The organism is Streptomyces sp. BK340 (genome assembly GCF_007827595.1).
GTDB lineage: Bacteria > Actinomycetota > Actinomycetes > Streptomycetales > Streptomycetaceae > Streptomyces.
Window position 1 is genome coordinate 276,903 of the sequence record NZ_VISR01000001.1, and the last position, 19,133, is coordinate 296,035.

The following is a 19,133-nucleotide window of genomic DNA, read 5'->3' on the forward strand; positions in this document are numbered from 1 at the left end:
GCCGCCCCGTTGCCCCCCGCCGCCCCTCCCCTTAGCTTCGGCACATGGGACGGCTTGGGGGCCCCCGGCCGGGGGTGAGGTTGCTGGTGCTCTCGCTGGCGCTGCTGTGGACGACGAGCTGCGGCGGGACCGGCGGCGCCGGGCCGGGTGCGGGCGGCTCCGGCGGCCCCGGGCGCTCGGCCCGCGGCTCGGCCGCCGCCTCCGCGTCGCCGGCCTCCGACGCGGAGCTGTGCGCGAGGATCGTCGCGCACTGGTCGCGGAAGGTGCTCGACAGCGGCACCTACGGCGACTACCAGTCCATGGGGCTGTCCAACGGGCAGTACGAGATCCTGCGCGACGTCGTGGACGCGGCACGGGCTGCCGGGCGGAGCCAAGGGGCCGCGGCCGCCGACGAGTTGATCGACCGTCAGGCCCGCAGGTCCTGCGCCGAGCGGTACCGGCACGGAACCCCGGGCGGAGGTCCGTGGCGATGAGCGGCATCGGCTCCCTGGAGCCCGGCGAGGGCACGCAGGCGTGGGACACCGCGCCGCGAGCGCCCCGCGGCCGCGGGCACGTACTGCTCTCGTCCCTGTACGCCCGCCACCGCCGCGCCGCCCTGGCCCTCGCCGCCGTCGCGTTCCTGCTCGCGGGCGGCGGCTATCTCTACGCGACCCGCCCGCAGCAACCGCCACCGCCCCAAGTTCCCTACCCCGCCCAGGTGGTGACGGTGTCGTACCTGCGCGAGCGGGCCGCCCCGCCCGGCGCACCGGCCCGCAGCTTCCGCTTCGACGTGCTGTTGAGCGTGGCGTCGGGGCCGCCGGTCGCCGTCACCCAAGTCACCCAGCCGTACGCCGGCCTGTCGGTGGCCGCGGCGCCGCATGTCCCCTTCCGGACAAAGGCAGGCGCTCCCCGCAAGATCACCATAACCATGCAAGTGACGGAATGCGGAAAGGTTCCGAAGGACGCCGGGATGCCTTTCCTGGAAGTAACTCTACGTAATACGCGTGCAATCCAGATTCAGAGTTTCATCCTCGGTCCCCGCTACGCACAGCACCTCTCGCACGCCCTGAAAGTCGCCTGCAGCAACAGTGGCAGGTAATCACCAAAACCCTCGAGACGCCTGAACCGATCTGGGTGGTTCCTGCGGGTTCTCACAATGCGGACAGGGCGAATCGGCCTTAATTCCTCCGTTCCCCCCACGGCGTACCGCTCTGCATTACCTCGTGTCATAACAAGAGCGTCACAGCATTGGTCAGACCCTCCTCCACGTTCCCTGCACACGCCTAGAGTCACGGCCAGTCACCGCGCACTCGGATTCTCACTTCGGCCAGGCGCGAGCGGCTCGACCGTTTCCACGGGGATGCGGTCGTCGATCGGAAAGGACTGATCGTGCGTCAACGTTCGCTCATCGCCATCACCGCCGCCCTGGCGGCGGGTACGCTCACCCTCACCGCCTGCGGCTCGCGCGACAGCGGCGACAAGGGTTCGGACTCCGGCAACGGTGGCGGCACCACCGTCACCATCGGCGTCGACGCCCCGCTGACCGGCGACCTGTCCGCGCTCGGCCTGGGCATCCGCAACTCTGTGGACCTGGCGGCCAAGACGGCCAACAAGAAGAACTACGTCAAGGGCATCACCTTCAAGGTCGAGGCGCGCGACGACCAGGCCCAGCCCTCCTCGGGCCAGACGAACGCCACCGGCTTCGTCGGCGAGAAGGACGTCCTCGGCGTCGTCGGTCCGCTGAACTCCTCCGTGGCCCAGTCGATGCAGAAGGTCTTCGACGACGCCAAGCTCGTCGAGGTCTCCCCGGCCAACACCAGCCCGGACCTGACCCAGGGCACCGACTGGCGCAAGTCGAAGGCGCGCCAGTACAAGTCGTACTTCCGCACCGCGACCACGGACGCCATCCAGGGCCCGTTCGCCGCCCAGTACGTCTACAACAAGGCCAAGAAGACCAAGGCCTTCGTCATCGACGACAAGAAGACGTACGGCGCCGGCCTCGCCGGGACGTTCACCGACGAGTTCAAGAAGCTCGGCGGCAAGATCGTCGGCACCGAGCACATCAACCCCGACACCAAGGACTTCTCCGCGGTCGCCACCAAGGTGAAGAACTCCGGCGCCCAGGTGGTCTACTACGGCGGCGAGTACCCGCAGGCCGGTCCGCTCAGCAAGCAGATCAAGGCCGCCGGCGCCAAGATCCCGCTGGTCGGCGGTGACGGCATCTACGCCGACGACTTCATCAAGCTGGCCGGCGCCTCCGGCACCGGCGACCTGGCCACTTCGGTCGGCGCGCCGGTCGAGACGCTCGACTCCGCCAAGGAGTTCGTCGCCAACTACAAGGCGGCGGGCTACAAGGAGGCGTACGCGGCGTACGGCGGTTACTCCTACGACTCCGCGTGGTCGATCATCGAGGCCGTGAAGAAGGTCGTCGACGACAACGGCGGCAAGCTGCCGTCCGACGCCCGCGCGAAGATCACCGCCGCGATGCAGAACGTCTCCTTCGACGGTGTGACCGGCAAGGTCTCCTTCGACGAGTACGGTGACGCGACCAACAAGCAGCTCACCGTCTACTCCGTCAAGAGCGGTGCCTGGAAGGCCGTGGAGTCCGGCACCTTCAACGGCAGCTGACCCACACCCGCACCAACCGAGCCGCGCGGGGCGCTGTTCCACTGGCGCCCCGCGCGGACTCGCATCCGGTCACATCCGTCGAACTTTCCGAACGCTCGGAGGACATGCGGTGAACGAACTGCCGCAGCAGCTGGTCAACGGCCTGCTACTTGGATCCATGTACGGGCTGGTCGCCATCGGCTACACGATGGTCTATGGCATTGTCCAGCTCATCAACTTCGCCCACGGCGAGATATTCATGACCGGTGCGTTCGGCGCGCTCACGGTCTACGCCTACATCCTTCCCGACGGCACCTCGATGTGGGTGGCCCTGCCGCTGATGCTCATCGGCGCCATCCTCGTCGCCGTCACGGTCGCCGTCGGAGCGGAACGGTTCGCCTACCGCCCCCTGCGCAGCGCACCCCGCCTCGCTCCCCTCATCACCGCCATCGGTCTCTCCCTCGCCCTCCAGCAGGCGGTGTGGGCCTGGTACCCGGGCGCCAAGTCCGCCCGCACCTTCCCGAGCATCCCCGGCGGGCCCTTCGAGATCGGCAACGTCACGATCCAGACCGGTGACATCTTCCTGGTCTGCGCGGCGCCGCTCAGCATGGCGTTCCTCGCCTACTTCGTGATGCGCACCCGTACCGGGCGCGGCATGCAGGCCACCGCCCAGGACCCGGACACCGCGAAGCTGATGGGCATCAACACCGACCGCATCATCGTGGTCGCGTTCGCCCTCGGTGCCACCTTCGCCGCCGTCGGATCCGTGGCCTACGGCCTCAAGTACGGCCAGATCGACTTCCGCATGGGCTTCATCCTCGGCCTGAAGGCGTTCACCGCGGCCGTCCTCGGCGGTATCGGCAACATCTACGGCGCCATGCTCGGCGGCCTCGTCCTCGGCGTCGCCGAGGCCCTGTCCACCGCCTACATCGCCGACATCCCCGGCATGGACAAGTTCGGCAGCCAGTCCTGGGCAGACGTCTGGGCGTTCGTACTCCTCATCCTCGTTCTGCTGTTCAGGCCCCAGGGTCTGCTCGGCGAACGCGTCGCGGACAGGGCGTGACACCGATGACCACACAGACCACCGCATCCGGGACCCCCAGCGCTCCCGCGGCCGCCCCGTCCGGCCTGATCGGCCTGCCCGCCCCGCTCGGCCGGGCCCTCGCCACCGGCGGCGGCGTCCTGACGATCCTCTCCACCTTCCTCGCCTGGACCTGGACCGCCGCGTTCCCCGGCGACCTCACCGTCTACGGCTACCCCGGCGGCCTTCAGGTCCTCGTCCTGATCGGCGGCATCCTCACCACCGTCTTCGGCCTGGCCTCCTACGGTGTCAAGGGCCTGCAGTGGCTGACCCCGGGCAGCGCCGACAGCGCCCTCAAGACGTCCGCGCTCGGCGCCTTCGCCACCGCCTGGTACACGGTCATCGCCATCAGCGCCAAGCTGGGCGGTCTGGTGAACCTGGAGGCCGGCGGCTTCCTCGTGGCCATCGCCACCCTGGCGGCCCTGGTCGGCGCGCTGGCCCTGCCGTACGAGCGGCCGGCCCCGGACCTCGCCGACCCGGACGACACCGGCCTGGAGAAGTTCCGCCACCAGTCCCGGCAGAACTGGAGCAACTTCAAGGCGGCCTTCGCCGCCAAGACCCCGGCGCCGGCCCCCAAGCTTCCCGCCTACGCCGAGATCCTCGTCATCATCGCGGCGATGGCCGTCGGTCTGATCGTCTTCACCTACGGCATCGGCACCGAGTACGACCAGCTGTTCATCGGCTTCCTCATCACCGCCGGCTTCGGCTTCGGCGCCCTCGCCAAGGCCGGGCTCGTGGCCCGGGTCTCGGCGATCACCGCGCGTCACCGCAACATCACCATGACCGGTGCCTTCGTCGCCGCGGCCGCCTTCCCGTTCACCCAGTCCGACGACCAGTACGCGACGATCGGCGTCTACATCCTGATCTTCGCCACCGTCGCGCTCGGCCTGAACATCGTCGTCGGCCTCGCCGGCCTCCTCGACCTCGGTTACGTCGCCTTCCTCGGTGTCGGCGCCTACACCGCGGCCCTGGTCTCCGGCTCCCCGTCCTCGCCGCTGCACGTCAACCTGCCGTTCTGGGCCTCGGCGCTGTGCGGCGCGGCCGTCGCGATGGTCTTCGGCGTGCTGATCGGCGCCCCGACCCTGCGACTGCGCGGCGACTACCTCGCCATCGTGACCCTCGGCTTCGGTGAGATCTTCCGCATCACCGTCCTCAACATGGACGGCACCTCGGGCCCGGACGTCACCAACGGCTCCAACGGCATCTCCTCGATCCCGAACCTGAACATCCTCGGCTTCGACTTCGGCCAGGAGCACCAGTTCCTCGGCGCCACCGTCGGCCGGTTCGCGAACTACTTCCTGCTGATGCTGCTCATCACGCTCATCGTGGTCGTGGTGTTCCGGCGCAGCAGCGACTCCCGCATCGGCCGCGCCTGGATCGCCATCCGCGAGGACGAGACCGCCGCGCTCGCCATGGGCATCAACGGCTTCCGGGTCAAGCTCATCGCGTTCGCCCTGGGCGCCTGCATGGCCGGCCTCGCCGGTTCCGTCCAGGCCCACGTCACGTACACGGTGACCCCGGAGCAGTACCAGTTCGCGCACGTCGTGCCGCCCAACTCGGCCTTCCTGCTGGCCGCGGTGGTCCTCGGCGGCATGGGCACCATCTCCGGTCCGCTGGTCGGTGCCGCGCTGCTGTACCTGATCCCGGCCAAGCTCCAGTTCCTGGGCGACTACCAGCTCTTCGCCTTCGGCGTCGCGCTCGTGATCCTCATGCGCTTCCGTCCCGAGGGCCTCATCCCCAACCGGCGCCGCCAGCTCGAATTCCACGAAGAGGCAGAAGCGCCCGCCGTCCTCAGCAAGGCAGGGGCGTGACCACCATGACCACCGACACCACCACCCAGGACGCCGCCCCCGGCGCGTCCGCACCCGGCGAGGTCGTGCTCGACGCCCGCGGCGTGACCATGCGCTTCGGCGGTCTGACGGCCGTGCGCAACGTCGACTTCACCGTCAACAGCGGCGAGATCGTCGGTCTGATCGGCCCCAACGGCGCCGGCAAGACCACGTTCTTCAACTGCCTCACCGGTCTGTACGTCCCCACCGAGGGCGAGGTCCGCTACAAGGGCCAGGTCCTGCCGCCGAAGTCCTTCAAGGTCACGGCGGCGGGCATCGCCCGTACCTTCCAGAACATCCGTCTGTTCGCCAACATGACGGTCCTGGAGAACGTGCTGGTCGGCCGTCACACCCGCACCAAGGAGGGCCTGTGGTCCGCGCTGCTGCGCGGCCCCGGCTTCCACAAGGCCGAGGCGGCCTCCCGCGCCCGCGCCATGGAACTCCTGGAGTTCGTGGGCCTGGAGGCGAAGGCCGAGCACCTCGCCCGCAACCTCCCCTACGGCGAGCAGCGCAAGCTGGAGATCGCCCGGGCGCTGGCCAGCGAGCCCGGCCTGCTGCTCCTGGACGAGCCGACCGCCGGTATGAACCCGCAGGAGACCCGGGCCACCGAGGAACTGGTCTTCGCCATCCGGGACAAGGGCATCGCCGTGCTCGTCATCGAGCACGACATGCGCTTCATCTTCAACCTCTGCGACCGCGTCGCCGTCCTGGTGCAGGGCCAAAAGCTCGTCGAGGGCGACAGCGCGACCGTGCAGGGCGACGAGCGGGTCGTCGCCGCGTACCTCGGCGAACCCTTCGAGAACGCTCCCGGCGACGAGGAGGTCGCCGAGGTCGAGGCGGCCGAGGCGCACGCCGAGGCCACGACGGACGCCGCGCCCGGCAAGGAGAACGACCGATGACCGCACTGCTCGAAGTAGAGGACCTGCGGGTCGCCTACGGCAAGATCGAGGCCGTCAAGGGCATCTCCTTCAAGGTCGACGCCGGCGAGGTGGTCACCCTCATCGGCACCAACGGCGCCGGCAAGACCACCACCCTGCGCACGCTCTCCGGTCTGCTGAAGCCGGTCGGCGGGCAGATCAGGTTCAACGGCAAGTCGCTGAAGAAGGTCCCGGCCCACGAGGTGGTCTCGCTGGGGCTCGCCCACTCCCCCGAGGGGCGGCACATCTTCCCGCGCATGACCATCGAGGACAACCTGCGCCTCGGTGCGTTCCTGCGGAGCGACAAGCCGGGCATCGAGAAGGACATCCAGCGCGCCTACGACCTCTTCCCCATCCTCGGGGAGCGCAGGAAGCAGGCGGCCGGCACCCTCTCCGGCGGTGAGCAGCAGATGCTGGCGATGGGCCGCGCCCTGATGTCCCAGCCGAAGCTGCTGATGCTGGACGAGCCGTCCATGGGTCTGTCGCCGATCATGATGCAGAAGATCATGGCGACGATCGCCGAGCTGAAGTCCCAGGGCACGACGATCCTGCTGGTCGAGCAGAACGCCCAGGCGGCGCTCTCGCTCGCCGACCAGGGCCATGTCATGGAGGTCGGCAACATCGTCCTGTCCGGCACGGGCCAGGACCTGCTGCACGACGAGTCGGTCCGCAAGGCGTACCTCGGCGAGGACTAGCCGCTCCGCTCGGAAGGCCGTCCCCGCACTGCGGATCGGCTGTGGCTGGTCGAGCAGTTCCCCGCGCCCCCCATGGGACGCGAAGGCCCGCGCCCCCCTTCTCCGGGGGCGCGGGCCTCGTCGTTCCGGTGGCGGAGGTCAGGCCTTCTTCGCGGCCTTCTTCTCCTCGTTGTCCGCGATGACCGCCTCGGCGACCTGCTGCATCGACATCCGGCGGTCCATGGAGGTCTTCTGGATCCAGCGGAAGGCGGCGGGCTCGGTGAGCCCGTACTCGGTCTGCAGGACGGACTTGGCGCGGTCGACCAGCTTGCGGGTCTCCAGCCGCAGGCTGAGGTCGGCGACCTCCTGCTCCAGCTGCTTCAGTTCGGTGAAGCGGGAGACGGCCATCTCGATGGCCGGTACGACGTCGCTCTTGCTGAACGGCTTCACCAGGTAGGCCATGGCACCGGCGTCCCGGGCGCGCTCGACGAGGTCGCGCTGGGAGAAGGCGGTGAGCATGAGGACCGGGGCGATGGACTCCTCGGCGATCTTCTCCGCCGCGGAGATGCCGTCCAGCTTGGGCATCTTCACATCGAGGATCACCAGGTCCGGCCGGTGCTCGCGGGCCAGCTCCACGGCCTGCTCCCCGTCCCCGGCCTCGCCGACGACGGTGTACCCCTCCTCCTCCAGCATCTCTTTCAGGTCGAGCCGGATCAGCGCCTCGTCCTCGGCGATGACGACACGGGTCGTCAGCGGAGGCACGTGCGACTTGTCGTCGTCGGGCGCGTCTACGGGCTGGGGCGACTCGGCGGTCACGGGGGCTCCTCGTTCAGGGCAGGGGTACTGCTGACAAGAGCCTACCTAGCTACGGTATGGTGGACGCGCGGAGGGTCGGGGGAAACCTTGGATTCTGCGAGCCCCGGTAGCCCAATTGGCAGCAGGCAACGGATTCAAAACCCGTACAGTGTCGGTTCGAGTCCGACCCGGGGCACTTTTCCTTGGATTCCAAGGTCACTGAATTGGCGGGCCCCTCCGGGTGAGGGGCCCTTTTCCATGCCCTTGTCCCACCCCGGGGTCCGCTATTTGGGACTGTCGTCCTCGCCGATGTGGTGCACCCGGACCATGTTGGTCGAGCCGGAGACGCCGGGCGGGGAACCCGCCGTGATGACCACGACGTCACCTTTCCGGCAGCGGCCGTACTTCAGGAGCAGCTCGTCCACCTGGTCGACCATGGCGTCCGTGGAGTCGACGTGCGGGCCGAGGAAGGTCTCCGCGCCCCAGGTGAGGCTGAGCTGGGAGCGGGTGGCCTGCTCCGGGGTGAAGGCCAGCAGCGGGATGGGCGAGCGGTAGCGGGACAGGCGGCGGGCCGTGTCTCCCGACTGGGTGAACGCCACCAGGAACTTCGCCCCGAGGAAGTCGCCCATCTCGGCCGCGGCCCGGGCGACGGCGCCGCCCTGGGTGCGGGGCTTGTTCCGCTCGGTCAGCGGCGGCAGACCCTTGGCGAGCAGGTCCTCCTCGGCCGCCTCGACGATCTTCGCCATCGTCCGCACCGTCTCGATCGGGTACTTGCCGACGCTGGTCTCGCCGGACAGCATCACCGCGTCCGTGCCGTCGATGACCGCGTTGGCGACGTCCGAGGCCTCGGCGCGGGTCGGGCGGGAGTTGTCGATCATCGAGTCCAGCATCTGGGTGGCCACGATGACCGGCTTGGCGTTGCGCTTGGCGAGCTTGACCGCGCGCTTCTGCACGATCGGGACCTGCTCCAGCGGCATCTCCACGCCCAGGTCGCCGCGCGCGACCATGATGCCGTCGAAGGCCGCGACGATGTCGTCGATGTTGTCGACCGCCTGCGGCTTCTCCACCTTGGCGATCACCGGGAGGCGGCGGCCCTCCTCGCCCATGATGCGGTGGACGTCCGTGGCGTCCCTGCCGCTGCGCACGAAGGACAGGGCGATGACGTCGAAGCCGGTGTGCAGCGCCCAGCGCAGGTCGTCCTCGTCCTTTTTGGAGAGGGCGGGCACGGAGACGGCGACGCCGGGGAGGTTCAGGCCCTTGTGGTCGGAGATGACGCCGCCCTCGATCACCCGGGTGCGGACCCGGGGGCCGTCGACGGCGGTGACCTCCAGGCAGACCTTGCCGTCGTCCACCAGGACGCGCTCACCCGGGGTGACATCGGCGGCGAGGCCGGCATAGGTGGTGCCGCAGACGTGCCGGTCGCCCTCGACGCCCTCCTCCACGGTGATGGTGAAGGAGTCGCCGCGTTCAAGGAGTACGGGACCTTCACTGAAGCGGCCGAGCCGGATCTTCGGACCTTGAAGGTCGGCGAGGATTCCGACGCTGCGGCCGGTCTCGTCGGCCGCCTTTCGTACGTGCCGGTATCGCTCCTCGTGCTCGGCGTGGGTGCCGTGGCTGAGGTTGAAGCGGGCGACGTCCATTCCGGCCTCGACCAGTGCCTTGATCTGGTCGTACGAGTCGGTGGCGGGCCCCAGAGTACAGACGATCTTTGCTCGGCGCATGATTCGAGCCTAGGCCTTACCCGTCGGTAGAGAATCCGGGCCACATGACCACTCAACAACCTTTGAGTAAAGGGCTATTGACAAGTGTTGAATTGTGCGGCATCCCGCTCCTATGAGCGATTCTTTTCGGTCATAACTTCCCCGCGTCCGGAATTCACAGCCGCGGCGGTACCAGTGTGAACTGAGCGCTGACCTGGGCGGTGACGCGCAGTCGCGAGGGTTCCAGATCGAGGGGTTCGGCGGGCTCGGCCGCTTCGGCCATGCTCATGCGCCGGGCACCCCGCGCGAAGGCGGCCCCGCCGGCCCGCGGCCGCTCGGCGCCGGTGTCGGCCAGTTCGACCAGGGCGGCGATCGAGGTGCCGAGGGCCTCGGCGTACTCCCGGGCGCGCTGGAGCGCCTCGCCGACCGCCCGCCGCCGGGCCTCGGCGTGCACGGGCGAGCCGGGGCGCAGGGACCACCAGGGGCCGTCGACCCGGGTCAGCTCCAAGTCGGCCAGCCGCGTGGTCAGTTCACCGAGGACGGTGAAGTCCGAGAACTCGGCGCCGAGGTGGACCCGGCCCTGGTAGCTGCGCACCCGCTCGCCCCGGCCGCGCTCGGTCAGTTCCGGGGTGATGGAGAAGGCTCCGGTGGACAGCTCCTCCACCGCGTCCCCGTAGGACTTCACCAGGTCGAGGACGGCGGCGTTGCGCCGGGTGAGGTCGTCCAGGGTGGAGCGCCGGTCGCGGCCGCGGGCGGTCACGGTCACGCCGATGCGGGCGATCTCGGGCTCGACGTCGAGTTCGGCCTCGCCGCGGACCACGAGGAGAGGGGCGTCGGGGGTGCCGTACGGGACGGCCGACGGAGAGGTCATACGTCCCACTCTGTCACGCACCTCCCGCTTCGGCGGCCGGAGTTCACGCATCAGGTCACCAGATCGCAACCTCTTGGACCTGTTGCCGTCGGTCATGACCAGGTCAGAATCTACGCGCGTTGTTGACCATTCGCCGAGGAGACCGAGAGATGCCTTTGAACCGCCGGAAGTTCCTGAAGAAGTCCGCCGCGACGGGCGCGGGGGTCGCTGTCGCCGGTGCGGCGGCGGCTCCGGCGGCCGACGCGGCCGAGCAGCAGACGCCCGGGAAGCACGTGAAGCGCCACTCGCTCACCGTCATGGGCACCACCGACCTGCACGGCCACGTCTTCAACTGGGACTACTTCAAGAACGCGGAGTACACCGACAAGGCGGGCAACGCCCAGGGGCTGGCCCGGATCTCGACCCTGGTCAACCGGATCCGCGCGGAGAAGGGCCACTGCAACACGCTGCTGCTGGACGCCGGCGACACGATCCAGGGCACCCCGCTGACGTACTACTACGCCAAGGTCGACCCGATCACCGCCAAGGGCGGCCCGGTGCACCCGATGGCGCAGGCGATGAACGCGATCGGGTACGACGCCGCCGCGCTCGGCAACCACGAGTTCAACTACGGCATCGAGACCCTGCGCAAGTTCGAGGAGCAGCTGGACTTCCCGCTGCTCGGCGCCAACGCGGTCGACGCGAAGACGCTGCGGCCCGCCTTCCCGCCGTACTTCGTCAAGACCTTCCACGTGCCCGGCGCCCGTCCGGTCAAGGTGGCCGTGCTCGGTCTGACCAACCCCGGCATCGCGATCTGGGACAAGGCGTACGTGCAGGGCAAGCTGGCGTTCCCCGGCCTGGAGGAGCAGGCCGCGAAGTGGGTGCCGAAGCTGAAGGCGCTGGGCGCGGACGTCGTCGTGGTCTCGGCGCACTCCGGGTCCTCCGGCACCTCGTCCTACGGTGACCAGCTGCCGTACGTGGAGAACGCGGCCGCCAACGTGGCCAAGCAGGTCCCGGGCATCGACGCGATCCTCGTCGGGCACGCGCACGTGGAGATCCCGGAGCTGAAGGTCACCAACGACAGGACCGGGAAGACGGTCGTGCTGTCGGAGCCGCTGGCCTACGCGGAGCGGCTGTCCGTGTTCGACATCGAGCTGGTCTTCGAGAAGGGCCGGTGGACCGTCGAGTCCGTCTCGTCGAAGGTGCTCAACTCCAACTCGGTCGCCGACGACCCGAAGATCACCAAGCTGCTCGCCGACGAGCACGCGAAGGTCGTCACGTACGTGAACCAGGTCGTCGGCACCGCGACCGCGACCCTGACGACGGTCGAGGCCCGCTACAAGGACGCCCCGATCATCGACCTGATCACCAGGGTCCAGGAGGACGTGGTCAAGGCCGCGCTGGCGGGCACCGAGTACGCCGCGCTGCCGGTCCTCGCGCAGGCCTCGCCGTTCTCCCGCACCTCCGAGATCCCGGCCGGCGACGTGACCGTCCGGGACCTGTCGAGCCTGTACGTGTACGACAACACGCTGGTCGCCAAGCTGCTGACGGGTGCGCAGGTGCGGGCGTACCTGGAGTACTCGGCGGCGTACTACGTCCAGACGGCCGCCGACGCCGCCGTCGACGTGGAGAAGCTGACCAACGAGGGCGGCCGCCCCGACTACAACTACGACTACGTCTCGGGCCTGTCGTACGACATCGACATCGCCCAGCCGGCCGGTTCGCGGATCAAGAACCTCACCTTCAAGGGTGCCGCGCTGGACGACGCCCAGCAGTTCGTGTTCGCGGTGAACAACTACCGCGCCAACGGCGGCGGCGCCTTCCCGCACGTCGCGTCGGCCAGGGAACTGTGGTCGGAGTCGACGGAGATCCGCACCCGGATCGCGGAGTGGGTGACCGCGAAGGGCGTCCTGGACCCGAAGGACTTCGCGTCCGTGGACTGGAAGCTCACGCGGAACGGCACGCCCGTCTTCTAGGCCGTACAGGCAGGAGACCGGTCCCCGGACGGCCACGCACAGATTGCGGGTCACCGTCCCGGGGGCCGGGGGCCTTCTACCTCTCGTCCACCAGCGGGGTCAGCCGCGTCGTCTGCCTGGTCTGTGGCACCCGGGACCGCGGCTCCTGCAGTCCGTACGTGGTGAAGGACGTCCGGGTGGGCAGTGGGTACGGCTCCTTGCCCGTGAGGGAGTTGAGGATGGTGGCGCTGCGCCAGGCGGCGAGCCCGAGGTCGGGGGTGCCGACGCCGTGGGCGTGGAGTCCGGTGTTCTGGACGTACACCGACCCGGTGACCGAGGGGTCGAGGATCAGCCGGAAATCCCCCTCGATACGCGGTCGTTCGCTGCTGTCGCGGCGCATGTAGGGGTCGAGGCCCGCGAGGAGGCGGCCCAGCGGGCGCTCGCGGTAGCCGGTGGCGAGGACGACGGCGTCCGTGGTGAGCCGGGAGCGGCTGCCCTGCTGGACGTGCTCCAGGTGGAGTTCGACCTTGGTGGTGGCGACACGGCCGGCGGTTCGGACGCGGACCCCGGGAGTCAGGACCGCGTCGGGCCAGCCTCCGTCCAGGGTGCGCCGGTACAGCTCGTCGTGGATGTCGGCGAGGGTGCCGGCGTCGATGCCTTTGTGCAGCTGCCACTGGGCGGCGACCAGCCGGTCGCGCACGGGTTCGGCGAGGGCGTGGAAGTAGCGGGTGTAGTCGGGCGTGAAGTGTTCCAGGCCGAGCTTGGAGTACTCCATCGGCGCGAACGCCTCGCTCCGGCCGATCCAGTGCAGCCGCTCGCGTCCGGCGGGGCGGTGGCGCAGCAGGTCGAGGAAGACCTCGGCGCCCGACTGTCCGGAGCCGACGACGGTGACGTGCTCGGCGGCGAGCACCGTGGCTCGGTGGTCGAGGTAGTCGGCGGCGTGGACGACCGGGACGCCGGGGGCCTCGACGAGAGGCTGCAGCGGGTCGGGCACGTAGGGGGCGGTGCCCACGCCGAGGACGACGTTGCGGGTGTAGGTGCGGCCCAGCGCCTCGGCCTCGCCCTCGGCGTCGAGCTGGGTGAAGTCGACCTCGAACACGTCGCGTTCGGGGTTCCAGCGGACCGCGTCGACCTGGCGGCCGAAGCGCAGCCCGGGGAGGTTCTCGGAGACCCAGCGGCAGTAGGCGTCGTACTCGGCACGCTGGATCTGGAAGCGCTCGGCGAAGTAGAAGGGGAAGAGCCGCTCGCGGGTCCTGAGGTAGTTGAGGAAGCTCCAGGGGCTGGTGGGGTCGGCGAGGGTCACCAGGTCGGCGAGGAAAGGCACTTGGATGGTGGCGCCCTCGATGAGGAGACCGGGGTGCCAGGCGAAGGCGTGGCGCTGCTCGTAGAAGACGGCGTCGAGTTCGGCGAGCGGGTGGGCGAGGGCGGCGAGGGACAGGTTGCAGGGTCCGATGCCGATGCCGACCAGGTCGCGCGGGGACTCGGGCTCGTGGCGTGGAGGGTTGGTCATCTGGGGGTCGTTCCTTCTACGAGTTTGAGGAGCTGGGCCAGTTCGTCCGGCCGGGTGTGGGGGTTGAGGAAGGTGGCCTTGAGCCAGAGGCGGTCGTCGAGCCGGGCGCGGCCGAGGACGGCCCGGCCCTCGTGCAGCAGCCTGCGGCGCAGGGCGGCCACCGTGTCGTCGTCCGCGTCGGCGGGCCGGAACAGGACCGTGCTGATGACCGGCCGGTCGTACAGCTCGAAGCCGGTGTGGCCCTGGACGAGCGCGGCGAACTCGCGCGCGCGGGCGCAGACCTGGTCGACCAGGCCACCGAGCCCGCTGCGGCCCAGCGCCCTCAGGGTGACGGCGATCTTGAGGATGTCCGGGCGGCGGGTGGTGCGCAGGGAGCGGCCGAGCAGGTCCGGGAGTCCGGCCTCGGTGTCGTCGTCGGCGTTCAGGTAGTCGGCGCGCTGGTGCAGGGCGGCGAGGTCGCGGGGCCGGGCCACGGCGAGGAGACCGGCCGCGGCCGGCTGCCAGCCGAGTTTGTGCAGGTCGAGGGTGACGGTGTGGGCGGCTTCGAGTCCGGCGAGCTTGTCCCGGTGCCGGTCGCTGAAGGCGAGGCCGCCGCCGTACGCGGCGTCGATGTGCAGGCGGGCGCCGTGGGCGGTGCACAGGCCGGCGATCTCGGGCAGCGGGTCGATGAGCCCGGCGTCGGTGCTGCCGGCGGTGGCGGCGACCAGCCGCGGGCCGGAGAGCGCGGTGAGGGCCGCGTCGAGGGCGGCCGGGTCGAGGATGCCGCCCGGGGCGGGGACGACGACCGGCTCGGGCAGACCGAGCAGCCAGGCGGCGCGGGGCAGCGAGTGGTGGGCGTTGGCGCCGCAGACCAGCTGGACGCTGCCGCCGTGGGCCTCGCGGGCGAGCAGCAGCGCGAGCTGGTTGGACTCGGTGCCGCCGGTGGTGACCAGGGCGTCCGCGAGGCCGATCTCGCGGGCGAGGGCACGGGCGACCTCGGCTTCCAGCGTGGAGGCGGCCGGGGCCTGGTCCCAGGAGTCCAGGGACGGGTTGAGGACGCTCGCGGCGAGGTCGGCGGCGGTGGCGACGGCGAGCGGCGGGCAGTGCAGATGGGCCGCGCACAGCGGGTCGGCGGGGTCGGCGGCGCCCTCGGCCAGGGCATGCACGAGGGCGCGCAGCGCGTCGGGGTCGCCGTCGTCCGGCAGGACGTCCCCGAGGGCGTCGGTGATCCGTGCGGCGACGGCCTCGGGCCCGCCGGCCGGCAGCGGTCCGCCGCGGGCCCGGGCACCGCTCGCGAGCGCGTCCATGACCGTGTCCAGGAGCGGCCGCAGGGCTCCTGGGCCGTCGGGTCCTGAGGCGAGGGGCGGCATGCTCATGGGCTCTCCTCCGGGGCGCGCAGGGACCTCTGTAAGGCATCTCCCAGTTTGTACGGGAAGAGCCCACGCGTCCGGAAAGCCCAACAATCGAAACCCGAAAGTGGGTACTGCCGTACGGGGAAAGCGCGTTGGAGTGCGGTGACCTGCGGCTGACGCCGGCCGGGTGGTTGACGCCCGGAGGATCGGCGTGCCGGGTGAGCGGGTGACGGCCGCGGTTCCGGAGACGCTCCGGTGAGCGCCTCCTGGAGCACCTCGGTCTCGGCCTGACCGCCCCTGCTCCCGCCCCGACCCGGGTGTGCGACCGGCGGGCGGGGGCGGGGCGGAGGGGGCGTACGGCGGGCGGAGCTGCGGTTCTAGACGCCTCGGAAGTCGTCCGCGTGATCCTGTGCCCACCGGTCGAAGGTGCGCGCCGGAGTGCCCGTGACCTTCTCGACCGTGGCGGTGATCTCGGGGGGTACGCCCACGGTGGCGGCGAAGCTCTTCAGCAAGGGCTGGACGAACTCCGGCGGGGCGTGCGGGAACAGCTTGGGCCCCGCCTCTTCCGGCGACACCTCCACGAAGGTCAGATCGCGGTCCACCGCCCGGCCGATCGCGGCGATCTGGTCGGTGTTGGTGGTCGCCTCGGGCCCGGTGAGGCGGTGGACAGCACCCTCGTGACCGTCGTCCAGCAGGACGCGTTCGGCCACGGCGGCGATGTCGTCCTCGTGGATGGGCGCCGTGAGCATGCCCGCGAAGACACCGTGGACGGTGCTGCCGCCACGGATCTGCGGCGCCCACTGCAACGCGTTGGTGGCGAAGGCGTTGGGGCGCAGGAACGTCCATTCCAGGCCGCTGTCGCGGACCTGCCGTTCGGCGGTGGCGTGCATGACGTGGATGGGATGGGTCTCGTCGGCGCCCTCCTGGATGATCCCGGAAGAGAGGAGCACGACGTGGCGCACCCCGGCCGTGCGCGCGGCCTCCAGCAGGGCGGCTGTCCGCTCGCCGCCGGCCTGCACGTACAGGAAGAGCTTGCTCGCTCCCTCGAACAGGGCCGCCGGCTCCTCCGGCGCGAACGTCACCACCTCGGCCTGCCGGGGCAGACCCGCGCGCTCGGGGTCGCGGGTCAGTGCCCGTACCGGCCGGCCGGCGGCGACGAGACGCTCGACGAGGGCACGGCCGACGTTGCCGGTCGCACCGGTGACTACGATCACGGATTGCCTCCTGGGCTCGGGTTGATCGTCCTGGTCGTCCTTGGCCTTCCGAGCCTAGGAAGGACGATCGGCCCTCCGCATCGTCGTCAGGGACCAGCCTCCCCGGCCGCGCCCTACGTCCCCGGTCCTACTCCCCCCGCACCCGCAACGCCCTTGCCAGGTCGTCCAGTTCGTCGACCAGCTTGCGGCGGAGGGCGACGACCGGGTCGGCCTCGTTCAGGCAGGCCTCGCCGAGGGCGAGGGCCTCCGCGTCGACGGCGTGGTACGGGAAGGCCCAGCGGCCGGCGGCCACGGCGATGGCGGGGCCGCGGCGGGCGGCGAGGGCGACCGCGTCCTCGTAGTAGCGCGGCACGTACTCGCGTACCAGGTCGGCCTGTTCGGGCTGCCAGAAGCCCCGTGCGGTGGCCGTGAACAGGTAGTTGGAGAGGTCGTCCGTGACGAACATCGACTCCCAGGCCGCGCGCTTGGCCTCGGGGTCGGGCAGGGCGGCGCGGCAGGTGGCGGCGCCCTCCCGGCCGGTGGCGGACGGGTCGCGCTCCAGCTCGGCGGCGATGGCGGCCTCGTCGGTGGCGCCGAGCACGGCGAGCCGGACGAGGATGCGCCAGCGCAGCTCGGGGTCGAGTTCCGGCCCGCCGGGCACCGTGCCGTCGGCGAGCCAGGCGGCGATGGTGTCGGGGTGGGCCGCGACGTCGATGAAGTGCCGTACGGCGACCAGGCGGAGGCCGGGGTTGTCGCCGTCCTCGGTGCGGCGCAGCAGGTCGCGGCAGAGGGAGCTGAGGGTGGCGAGGGCGGCCGGGCGGTCCTCGGGGCGCAGGAAGCGGTCGGCGACGTGGGTGGAGGCGAACGCGAGGACACCCTGGACGATGGCCAGGTCGGTCTCCAGCGGCAGGTGGGCGCGGGCCGTCTCCAGGTAGGCCTGGGGCGGCAGTTCGCCGTCGCGGACGGTGTCCCTGAGGGCGTTCCACACCACCGCGCGGGTGAGCGGGTCGGGCAGCCCGGACAGGCCCGTGCGGACCGCCTCGAAGGAGTCGGCGTCGAAGCGGACCTTGGCATAGGTCAGGTCGCCGTCGTTGAGCAGGATCACCGCGGGGCGCTTGCCGATGGACTCCGGGGCGCCCTGCGGGACGTCGAGGCCGATGCGCTCGCGCAGGGTGAGACGGCCACGGCCCTCGTCACCGAGGTCGCGGTCGTAGAGGCCGACGGTGACGCGGTGCGGGCGGCTGCCCGCGTGGTCGACGGCCAGGGTGCAGACGCCGTCGACGGACTCGACCGCCGGGGTGAGCGTGTCGACACCGGTGGTGCGCAGCCAGGCGTCGGCCCAGGCGTGCACGTCGCGCTCGGTGGCCGCGGCGAGGGAGTCGATGAAGTCGGCGAGGGTGGCGTTGGCGAACCGGTGCCGCTTGAAGTGGATGTTGATGCCGGCGAGGAAGTCCTTCTCACCGAGCCAGGCCACCAGCTGGCGCAGCGCGGAGGCGCCCTTGGCGTAGGAGATGCCGTCGAAGTTGAGCAGGGCGGCGGCGGTGTCGTCGACCGCCTCGGGGGCGACCGGGTGAGTGGAGGGGCGCTGGTCGGCATCGTAGCCCCAGGCCTTGCGGGCGACCCCGAAGTCGGTCCAGGTGTCGGTGAAGCGGGTGGCCTCGGCGGTGGTCTGGTAACCCATGTACTCGGCGAAGGACTCGTTCAGCCAGATGTCGTCCCACCACCTCAGGGTCACGAGGTCGCCGAACCACATGTGGGCCATCTCGTGGGCGATGACCATGGCGCGGGTCTGCCGCTCGGTCTCGGTGACGGCCGAGCGGAAGACGAACTCGTCGCGGAAGGTGACCAGTCCGGGGTTCTCCATGGCGCCGGCGTTGAACTCGGGGACGAACGCCTGGTCGTAGGAGTCGAAGGGGTAGGGCTCCTCGAACTTCTCGTGGTACCGGTCGAAGCACGCGCGCGTGACCTCGAGGATCTCCTCGGCGTCGGCCTCGAGGTGGGGCGCCAGCGAGCGGCGGCAGTGGATGCCGAAGGGCAGACCGCGGTGCTCGGTGCGCACGGAGTGCCAGGGGCCGGCGGCGACGGCGACGAGGTAGGTGGAGATCGGCGGGGTCGGGGCGGCCCGCCAGCGGCCCTCGCCCAGGTGCTCGGTGATGCCGTTGGCGAGGACGTTCCAGCCGTCGGGCGCGGTGACGGTGAGCTCGAAGACGGCCTTGAGGTCGGGCTGGTCGAACGCCGCGAAGACCCGCTGGACGTCGTCCAGGAACAGCTGCGTGTAGACGTACGTCTCACCGTCGGTGGGGTCGGTGAAGCGGTGCATGCCCTCACCGGTGCGGGAGTAGGGCATGACCGCCTCGACCAGCAGCTCGTGCTCGCCGGCGGTGAGGTTCCTCAGCGGCAGCCGTTCGTCCTCGAACGTCTCCGGGTCGAGGGGCTGTCCGTCCAGCGTGACGGCGCGCAGCTCAGCGGGCTTCAGCTCGACGAACGTGTCCCCGTCGGTCCGCGCGCTGAACCTGATCACGGTACGGGAGTCGAAGGTCTCGTCCCCCGTGGTGAGGTCGAGCTCGATCGAGTAGCGGTGGACGTCGAGGAACTGTGCTCGGAGCTGCGCTTCGTCGCGCGTGATGACGGACATGCACGCCATGCTGCCTGATGCCGCCGACAGCGCACAGGGGTGGATCGGTACACGGCATATGTCCGGTCCCGCACCCC

15 protein-coding genes and 1 tRNA gene are annotated in these 19,133 nt (G+C 70.4%); 9 read left to right on the forward strand and 7 right to left on the reverse strand.

What is annotated here, in order from left to right:
• Positions 1 to 44: 44 nt before the first annotated feature.
• The 7 genes from FB157_RS01330 (at position 45) to FB157_RS01360 (ending at position 7,108) form a co-directional block, all read left to right on the forward strand.
• Positions 45 to 473 (forward strand): hypothetical protein, encoded by a 429-nt coding sequence (locus tag FB157_RS01330; RefSeq protein ID WP_261386124.1) that lies wholly within the window; start codon positions 45 to 47, stop codon positions 471 to 473.
• Positions 470 to 1,078: a Tat pathway signal sequence domain protein gene (locus FB157_RS01335; RefSeq protein ID WP_145875062.1), complete on the forward strand. Its 609-nt coding sequence runs from the start codon at positions 470 to 472 to the stop codon at positions 1,076 to 1,078. Before FB157_RS01330 ends, FB157_RS01335 begins: the two co-directional genes overlap by 4 nt.
• Positions 1,079 to 1,368: 290 nt before the next feature.
• Positions 1,369 to 2,607, forward strand: coding sequence for a branched-chain amino acid ABC transporter substrate-binding protein (locus tag FB157_RS01340; RefSeq protein WP_145875063.1), 1,239 nt, complete (start codon positions 1,369 to 1,371; stop codon positions 2,605 to 2,607).
• 109 nt (positions 2,608 to 2,716) lie between these two features.
• The gene (locus tag FB157_RS01345) at positions 2,717 to 3,649 is read left to right on the forward strand and encodes a branched-chain amino acid ABC transporter permease (RefSeq protein ID WP_145875065.1); all 933 of its coding nucleotides are present in this window, start codon (positions 2,717 to 2,719) and stop codon (positions 3,647 to 3,649) included.
• A 5-nt stretch (positions 3,650 to 3,654) separates the two neighbouring features.
• Complete coding sequence (locus FB157_RS01350) at positions 3,655 to 5,478, forward strand: branched-chain amino acid ABC transporter permease (protein ID WP_145875067.1); 1,824 nt, start codon at positions 3,655 to 3,657, stop codon at positions 5,476 to 5,478.
• 5 nt (positions 5,479 to 5,483) lie between these two features.
• Entirely contained in the window at positions 5,484 to 6,395 is a 912-nt protein-coding gene (locus tag FB157_RS01355) for an ABC transporter ATP-binding protein (protein ID WP_145875068.1), read from the forward strand.
• Positions 6,392 to 7,108: an ABC transporter ATP-binding protein gene (locus tag FB157_RS01360; RefSeq protein WP_145875070.1), complete on the forward strand. Its 717-nt coding sequence runs from the start codon at positions 6,392 to 6,394 to the stop codon at positions 7,106 to 7,108. Before FB157_RS01355 ends, FB157_RS01360 begins: the two co-directional genes overlap by 4 nt.
• A 138-nt stretch (positions 7,109 to 7,246) precedes the next feature.
• Here the strand turns inward: FB157_RS01360 and FB157_RS01365 are convergent, their stop codons facing one another.
• Positions 7,247 to 7,903 (reverse strand): ANTAR domain-containing response regulator, encoded by a 657-nt coding sequence (locus tag FB157_RS01365; RefSeq protein ID WP_145875072.1) that lies wholly within the window; start codon positions 7,901 to 7,903, stop codon positions 7,247 to 7,249.
• A 100-nt stretch (positions 7,904 to 8,003) separates the two neighbouring features.
• Here FB157_RS01365 and FB157_RS01370 point away from each other — a divergent pair.
• Positions 8,004 to 8,078: transfer RNA gene (locus FB157_RS01370), tRNA-Leu, on the forward strand.
• 88 nt (positions 8,079 to 8,166) lie between these two features.
• Here the strand turns inward: FB157_RS01370 and pyk are convergent.
• Both pyk and FB157_RS01380 read right to left on the reverse strand, forming a co-directional pair.
• Complete coding sequence (pyk, locus tag FB157_RS01375) at positions 8,167 to 9,603, reverse strand: pyruvate kinase (protein ID WP_145875073.1); 1,437 nt, start codon at positions 9,601 to 9,603, stop codon at positions 8,167 to 8,169.
• A gap of 154 nt (positions 9,604 to 9,757) precedes the next feature.
• Positions 9,758 to 10,453: an SIMPL domain-containing protein gene (locus tag FB157_RS01380; protein WP_145875075.1), complete on the reverse strand. Its 696-nt coding sequence runs from the start codon at positions 10,451 to 10,453 to the stop codon at positions 9,758 to 9,760.
• 149 nt (positions 10,454 to 10,602) lie between these two features.
• On the opposite strand from FB157_RS01380, the gene FB157_RS01385 reads away from it, so the two are divergent.
• Positions 10,603 to 12,408 carry a bifunctional UDP-sugar hydrolase/5'-nucleotidase gene (locus FB157_RS01385; protein ID WP_145875076.1) on the forward strand — a complete coding sequence of 602 codons (1,806 nt, stop codon included), beginning with the start codon at positions 10,603 to 10,605 and terminating at the stop codon, positions 12,406 to 12,408.
• A gap of 76 nt (positions 12,409 to 12,484) precedes the next feature.
• Here FB157_RS01385 and FB157_RS01390 read toward each other — a convergent pair whose 3' ends face one another.
• The 4 genes from FB157_RS01390 to pepN form a co-directional block, all read right to left on the reverse strand.
• Positions 12,485 to 13,897, reverse strand: coding sequence for a lysine N(6)-hydroxylase/L-ornithine N(5)-oxygenase family protein (locus FB157_RS01390; RefSeq protein ID WP_145875078.1), 1,413 nt, complete (start codon positions 13,895 to 13,897; stop codon positions 12,485 to 12,487).
• Complete coding sequence (locus FB157_RS01395) at positions 13,894 to 15,252, reverse strand: aminotransferase class V-fold PLP-dependent enzyme (RefSeq protein WP_145875080.1); 1,359 nt, start codon at positions 15,250 to 15,252, stop codon at positions 13,894 to 13,896. The genes FB157_RS01390 and FB157_RS01395 overlap by 4 nt, the downstream gene beginning before the upstream one ends.
• A gap of 353 nt (positions 15,253 to 15,605) precedes the next feature.
• On the reverse strand, positions 15,606 to 16,442 hold the full coding sequence (locus FB157_RS01400) for an NAD(P)H-binding protein (RefSeq protein WP_145875081.1): 837 nt from the start codon (positions 16,440 to 16,442) through the stop codon (positions 15,606 to 15,608).
• Positions 16,443 to 16,569: 127 nt separating this feature from the next.
• Entirely contained in the window at positions 16,570 to 19,056 is a 2,487-nt protein-coding gene (pepN, locus tag FB157_RS01405; RefSeq protein ID WP_145875083.1) for an aminopeptidase N, read from the reverse strand.
• Between the last annotated feature and the right edge of the window lie 77 nt (positions 19,057 to 19,133).

Bases quoted from the DNA above. Each gene is read 5' to 3' on its own strand.
- FB157_RS01390 (WP_145875078.1), bottom strand. From the start codon at position 13,897: ATGACCAACCCTCCACGCCACGAGCCCGAGTCCCCGCGCGACCTGGTC.
- FB157_RS01355 (WP_145875068.1), top strand. From the start codon at position 5,484: ATGACCACCGACACCACCACCCAGGACGCCGCCCCCGGCGCGTCCGCA.
- FB157_RS01385 (WP_145875076.1), top strand. From the start codon at position 10,603: ATGCCTTTGAACCGCCGGAAGTTCCTGAAGAAGTCCGCCGCGACGGGC.
- FB157_RS01380 (WP_145875075.1), bottom strand. From the start codon at position 10,453: ATGACCTCTCCGTCGGCCGTCCCGTACGGCACCCCCGACGCCCCTCTC.
- FB157_RS01335 (WP_145875062.1), top strand. From the start codon at position 470: ATGAGCGGCATCGGCTCCCTGGAGCCCGGCGAGGGCACGCAGGCGTGG.
- FB157_RS01395 (WP_145875080.1), bottom strand. From the start codon at position 15,252: ATGAGCATGCCGCCCCTCGCCTCAGGACCCGACGGCCCAGGAGCCCTG.
- FB157_RS01350 (WP_145875067.1), top strand. From the start codon at position 3,655: ATGACCACACAGACCACCGCATCCGGGACCCCCAGCGCTCCCGCGGCC.
- FB157_RS01360 (WP_145875070.1), top strand. From the start codon at position 6,392: ATGACCGCACTGCTCGAAGTAGAGGACCTGCGGGTCGCCTACGGCAAG.
- pyk (WP_145875073.1), bottom strand. From the start codon at position 9,603: ATGCGCCGAGCAAAGATCGTCTGTACTCTGGGGCCCGCCACCGACTCG.
- FB157_RS01330 (WP_261386124.1), top strand. From the start codon at position 45: ATGGGACGGCTTGGGGGCCCCCGGCCGGGGGTGAGGTTGCTGGTGCTC.
- pepN (WP_145875083.1), bottom strand. From the start codon at position 19,056: ATGTCCGTCATCACGCGCGACGAAGCGCAGCTCCGAGCACAGTTCCTC.